6 protein-coding genes and 1 pseudogene are annotated in these 5596 nt (G+C 47.5%); 3 read left to right on the top strand and 4 right to left on the bottom strand.

What is annotated here, in order from left to right; all coding sequences use genetic code 11:
- Positions 1-24 precede the first annotated feature (24 nt).
- Positions 25-117: a hypothetical protein gene (locus AC1YY3_RS12630; protein WP_481825155.1), complete on the top strand. Its 93-nt coding sequence runs from the start codon at positions 25-27 to the stop codon at positions 115-117.
- A 30-nt stretch (positions 118-147) separates the two neighbouring features.
- Positions 148-590 (top strand): annotated as a pseudogene (locus tag AC1YY3_RS12625) (integrase core domain-containing protein); the annotation flags it as partial.
- Between the two features lie 13 nt (positions 591-603).
- On the opposite strand, the gene AC1YY3_RS12620 reads toward AC1YY3_RS12625, so the two are convergent.
- From AC1YY3_RS12620 to AC1YY3_RS12605, 4 genes are all read right to left on the bottom strand, one after another.
- Positions 604-1374 (bottom strand): tyrosine-type recombinase/integrase, encoded by a 771-nt coding sequence (locus AC1YY3_RS12620; RefSeq protein WP_481825154.1) that lies wholly within the window; start codon positions 1372-1374, stop codon positions 604-606.
- A gap of 130 nt (positions 1375-1504) precedes the next feature.
- Complete coding sequence (locus AC1YY3_RS12615) at positions 1505-2350, bottom strand: AAA family ATPase (RefSeq protein WP_481825153.1); 846 nt, start codon at positions 2348-2350, stop codon at positions 1505-1507.
- 115 nt (positions 2351-2465) lie between these two features.
- Positions 2466-4127 carry a transposase family protein gene (locus tag AC1YY3_RS12610; RefSeq protein WP_481825152.1) on the bottom strand — a complete coding sequence of 554 codons (1662 nt, stop codon included), beginning with the start codon at positions 4125-4127 and terminating at the stop codon, positions 2466-2468.
- Between the two features lie 52 nt (positions 4128-4179).
- Entirely contained in the window at positions 4180-4740 is a 561-nt protein-coding gene (locus AC1YY3_RS12605; RefSeq protein WP_481825151.1) for a recombinase family protein, read from the bottom strand.
- Between the two features lie 381 nt (positions 4741-5121).
- Between AC1YY3_RS12605 and AC1YY3_RS12600 the strand changes: the two genes are divergently transcribed.
- Complete coding sequence (locus tag AC1YY3_RS12600; RefSeq protein ID WP_481825150.1) at positions 5122-5388, top strand: type II toxin-antitoxin system RelB/DinJ family antitoxin; 267 nt, start codon at positions 5122-5124, stop codon at positions 5386-5388.
- Positions 5389-5596 lie beyond the last annotated feature (208 nt).

Raw genomic sequence — 5596 nt, 5'->3', positions numbered from 1 at the left:
ACCAAGCTGAGTGTTATTGATTATTTGGCCTTTTACAATGGCAAACGATCTCATTCAAAATTAGGTTATCAATCCCCGTTGCAATATGAACGGGATTTTTATAGGAAAGCTGTCTGAAAAAGTGTCCGGTTTTACTTGACCATTACATTCAACACCGACCAAGGCTCGCAGTTCACCAGCGGCAGCTTCACGGGGGTGCTGCTCGGCCACGGCATCGCCATCAGCATGGGCAGATATTTGCTCCTGCAATATCCGCATTCCCTACATCCCTGTAGGTTACGGGCGCGGGCGGGCATTGGACAACATTTTTGTACCCTCTGGGGCATAAATCGAACGGCTGTGGCGGACAGTGAGATATGAGGATGTGTATTTGCAAAAATACGCCAACATGCCGGATTTACTGCTGGGTCTGACCGACTATTTCCAATTTTACAATGAAGAACGGTTACATCAATCACTGGGCTATACCCAACACCGTGTACCAGACCGCTAAAGGTGGCGGCGCAAAGATTGTGGACAGATTCAGTGGCACACAGAAGGTGTCGCCTACTGCTGAAGAATTGGGGCAGCGCCATCCAGCTGTAATGTGAACAGGTCTCTATCTTAAACTAGGCAGATATTTGTCTGGACAATGGGGGCCACTTTACCTGTGAGTGGGTGTAATTCTTCCAATATCTTCAAGGCTTGGGATGATAGCGGCACGATGTGCTGGACTGCGGTTTTTGATACAAAGTAACGCCATTCTTTATCCTCAAAATCTATGTGCTGCCATTCTACCGCCCTTAATTCTCCTGGTCTTACAAATACCAAAGGTGCGAGTTTCAATGCACAAAGCGCGGTAAATGATCCTTGATAAGTGTCAATTGCTCTTAATAGCTCTGCTACCAGTTTGGGTTCGGTAATGGCTGCAAAGTGTTTGCCTTTGGTGGGTGGTAATGCCCCACGTAAATCGTGAGTTATGTCACGATCAACCCGCCCTGTCGCCACGGCATAGCGAAATACCTGTCCTGTAATCTGTAGGGTTCTATGGACCGAATCAATAGTACCGCGAACTTCAACCCATCCCAGGCATGTTAAAATGTCCATAGGCTTAATATCTGATATAGGCTTATCTCCCAGCCAAGGAAATATATTTCGTTCCAACATTCGTTTTGAGCGGTTGTTTTTCTCAGTCCATGTTTCAACCTTTTTGCGTCCCCATTCTTCAGCGACATACTGAAAACTATCCACTATAGTTAATCCAGCTTTAATTCGTTTTTCATTTTCGGCTACTAATATCTGAGCTGCTTTTGTTTGCTTCCTAGTTTCACTCGGATTTATACCATTGGCTACCTGTAGCGACCTGCAAACATAATCCGTAAGACCTGCAAACATCCGCTTTTTCGGCCCGAATTATTTGAGAATATCCGACCCTTTCGACCCGAATTAATTGCGAATGAACCCACATTTTTTGCAAACAGCCTGCAAACATCGCTCAGGAACCACATTATATGCAAATAAGAAATCAGAGCGGAATGCCTATTGCCAGGAGACTGTTTTGTATCTCTTGTGACCTCGTTGGGGTCAGGTTTCCGTGCAAGAACGAACGTATTTCAGCAGGCTTGGTGTCTAGCAGTTCAGCTAAAACCTTGGTATTGTAGCCGTGACGGGTCAGTTGTGGTTCTATAGCATTGATGTCTTTCGCCAGGACAGCATCGATAATTTCGTTTTCAACAGGCTTTTGCCCTATCCGGTACGCTTCGTCGAAAGCCAGTCTCAAATGCTGTTCAATTTGCAGCGGTGTCGTCAACCTTTCCGCCAATTGCGCCAAGGCCTCATCGGTAATCACATCGGCACGTTTGATGCCTTTTTTTAAACATTTTTCAAGCAGCCAATTGATAAACTCTGTTTTCTGCCCTTGTATCCCTTCATGCGTCAATATCGTCGTCCGTGAGCCGATTTCTTCCATTGCTGGTCTACGCAGGTCGTTCCTCAATTTGGGCTTTCCTGCCAGGATGACAGACAATACACCATCGCCTTCCCGCACCACTTCAATTAGGCGTTTGAGTCCAACCAATGTTTTGCTGTGGAGGTCGTGAGACTCATCAATAAATAAGGCTATGGGTTTTTGCCGTTTCTTAATCAGCGCCTGTAACGCCCGTTCGCGCCTTTCGGGTTGGGTGGGTATTTTAAAGTCTTTTTCTGTCACCAGGTCATAAAATAAGGCCAAGATTAGAGTGCCAAGGTTTACTTTGCCTTTCTCTACTGACAATGACTTTGAAACCAGGATTTCCTTATCCCTGGCCAACTCTTCCTTGATGGCTATGAGTGTCGTTGTTTTGCCGCACCCGACAATACCCGTCAAAGCCACTATTTGATCTTGCTTGATTGCAGCTTTGAGTTCCTTGGAAATTTGTTGATGATGTTCCGTTTCAAAATATCAGACACCCCGGAAGTCCCAGATGAGACTGTAATAGTCCATAACATCACTTAACATGTCGCTTTCCTATGGATGGTGAATTAAAAAAAGCGCGTACCTGTTCAAATAGTTGGCGCTTGTTGAGGGTTTCGGCGACAATTTGATTAATGTAGTCTTGCTGTTCCTGATTCAATTTTGCCAAAGCTTTACCCAACTCAGAGGCAATCGCCAATTTTGCCGATACCCGATCAGGGAAGGTAAACTCGATGAAAGGATCGGGGTCAACAAATGCAATCTTGGGGATTTCTGGCGCTTTTTCAAATGAAGCTAACGCATCGCTATGTGGGTTTGTTTCCAGGGCAGCGCGGGGCAGTTGAATGTCTTTCGCTAAGGCATGGATTTTTTCAGACCGGTTTTGCTGCTTGGTTTTTTTGTATGAGCGGTAACGCCCCAGAGGAATAGGCCCACCAACTGGCTGATATGGGCCATAGCGTTTATCCCTAAATTCAACATACAATTCGCTGTCAAACAGCCCCCACCACAGCACGACAGTCTCCTCGGCCAAATCGGGCTCGACTTCATAGCTTACGCCGTCAATGCTGACACGGGCATCCAGGCCGACTTTACGGCGTTCCGGTTCACGCGCAAAGGTACAAAACCGTTCCCAGGAACACATCTCACGGATACCAGCGGATGGAAGATTAAGTTGCCAATCTTCCATCATGGAGTGCGGTTCAGACCGATGCTCCTTATCGTTGTAGCGGATCAGGTAGTTGAACAACCACTCGTTAGCTTCCGCTTCATTTTGAGGTTCGTGGAAATGATAAAGGGTTTCGTGGACTTCCTTGACGGTACGGAATGGCCGTTCGACCTTGCCTTTTGATCGGGAAGTCATCCGAGTACCGTCACTGTCCTTCGGCATGTGAGTGATAATTTCTATTCCCAAATAGTCCATGACTTGTTGAAATATACGGCTTCTGGAAATCGGGCCGTTGTCACAATATATTTTAGCGGGGATTCCCTGAAGCAAAAACAGGGGGTCTTGTTTTGGCGACATGGCCGCAAACAAGAACCGCAACGCCGCTTCAACATCTTCACCGTAGACACAATGGTATTCTTGATAACCCACACCGCTCCGGTCATCGGCAACACTGTAGAGCATCAAGATGGGCGCACCCTTGGCTTTGTCTATCCAAATCGGCTCTTTGACGTGTTTAAGGTCGGATGGGCTGAGGTCGAAATGCCAGCATTCATTGCTGTGTTCCGCCTGAAAACGGACGGCGGGCGGTTGCCGGACCAAGTAATTGCGGTCAAAGCCCCACAGTTTCAGGTAATGGTTGACGGTGGTTTTCTTAAGTTGCCCCGGTTCAGCCTTGATATGGCCTGCCGGGGTTGTTACACCAAAACCTTGTAGTAGACGAATGCACTCATCGGTGGAAAGATGGCGGCTTTTTTTGTTGGAAGACCGTATTTTCAGGGCGGCAATAACTTCGCAATAGGTTTCCATTAATTCTGACGGTAATACCCTTGGCTTGCCACGGTCAGACCGCCGTAGCGGTTTGGGGCGGTTATCTTGTTTAAACGCCCTATACAAAGTGGATTCCGATACCCCGTACAGGTCAGCCGTTTCCTGCATGATGGAGCGGCGTTCCTTGCTTCGGGATGGCAGTCGGCTGAGGCGATGGCGTAAACTAACCAACGCTTCGGGATAAAGTCGTTTGCCGCTCATCGCTGTTCACTAGGCACATTCGGCATTGGTTTTAAAAGACCCAAGCGTAACCTCACGGTGGCGCAGATAGGTGTATTAAGGTGCTTTTGGCGATACCCAGCTTTTCTGAGATTTCGTTTACCGTGAGCCGCCTTTCTTTACAAAGCGTTTCTGCTGCACAAGCCGTGGCTTCGGCTTTTGGCGGTATACCTTTGGGCCGGCCGCCATTGCGTCCCCTGGCCCTGGCTGCGGACAGGCCAGCTTGGGTTCTCCCCCCGATAAGGTCACGCTCAAACTCGGCTTGTGACGCAAACAAGTTAAAGCTCAATCGGCCTTGGGCGGTAGTGGTGTCAATGGGATCATACAGGCTTTGCAGGCCAACCTTTTTTTCCATTAAGTCATTGACCAGGACTATCAGGTGATTGAGTGTACGGCCTAACCCGTCTAGCTTCCAGATCACCAGCACATCACCAGAACGTAAATTATGGATCAATTCGTTCAGTGCCGGACGTTCTGACCGTGCGCCGCTGGCAATGTCCTGGTATATTTTTTCGCACCCGGCCTTTTTCAAGGCATCAATTTGTAACCCTAAATGCTGGTCTTTGGTGCTGACCCGTGCATAGCCAATTTTCATGGATGTTGATTTCCTAAAAGGTTTGATTATTTCATCTCGCTGTCGTACCTTAAACCTTGTTTTATGAAACCACAATACAAAACCATATAATCAAAGGCTTGGAGACCAATAGCCTGAGTGTGCTTGAGTTTGATAAAACGAGCGTTTTATCGAACTCCTCAAACAAGGATAAAAGTTATCGGGTAGGTGGAAAATGACAGGATTGAAGCCTAATTGTCCGGGTTTGCAATGCGTACACTGGCAAAGAACAACACACGGTAAGTTGGCCTACTCCTTCAGCCAATTTAATTTCGCCCTGACATCTGAGTATTATATGAGTTAGCTTGATTTGTGACTACATTGGAACTACAATGTGCCATTAATTACTCAATGGGGATAATTATGGGGCCCGCAGATACTTATGTCCGCGCTCGTATTGATACACGAACAAAAGAGCTTGCAACCGAAGCTTTAGAAGCAATGGGCTTGTCAGTGTCGGATGCAATACGTTTGCTTATGATACGTATTGCCGAGGAGCATCGACTGCCCTTTACGGTGAAAGTGCCCAATGCAACGACGCGAAAAGCCATTGCAGAACTTGAGGCAGAAAAGGGCAAGCGCTTCAATACAGTTGATGAACTGATGGCTGACCTGAATGCGGACGATTGACCGCTCGACGGCTTTTAAGCGTGATTTCAAAAAACATGGCGAAATAGACGCTGCACTGAGCTACCCCTGGCGGTTGTGGCTGATCACAATTTCGTTTGGAGTGCCGCACGTCTTTGAAATCACCTCTCCCGTCTCGTTGTTCCGCCCGGTCACATTGTGACGATTCGTAACGAGGAAGACATGCCGCGCACTTTGTACGAGAAAGCCC

This window comes from Methyloglobulus sp., assembly GCF_964779595.1.
The sequence above is the reverse complement of the archived record's forward strand: the minus strand, read 5'-3'. Positions and strand labels throughout refer to the sequence as shown.

Coding starts and splice junctions, on each gene's coding strand:
- AC1YY3_RS12605 (WP_481825151.1), bottom strand. CDS start 4,740: ATGAAAATTGGCTATGCACGGGTCAGCACCAAAGACCAGCATTTAGGG.
- AC1YY3_RS12610 (WP_481825152.1), bottom strand. CDS start 4,127: ATGAGCGGCAAACGACTTTATCCCGAAGCGTTGGTTAGTTTACGCCAT.
- AC1YY3_RS12600 (WP_481825150.1), top strand. CDS start 5,122: ATGGGGCCCGCAGATACTTATGTCCGCGCTCGTATTGATACACGAACA.
- AC1YY3_RS12620 (WP_481825154.1), bottom strand. CDS start 1,374: ATGTTTGCAGGTCTTACGGATTATGTTTGCAGGTCGCTACAGGTAGCC.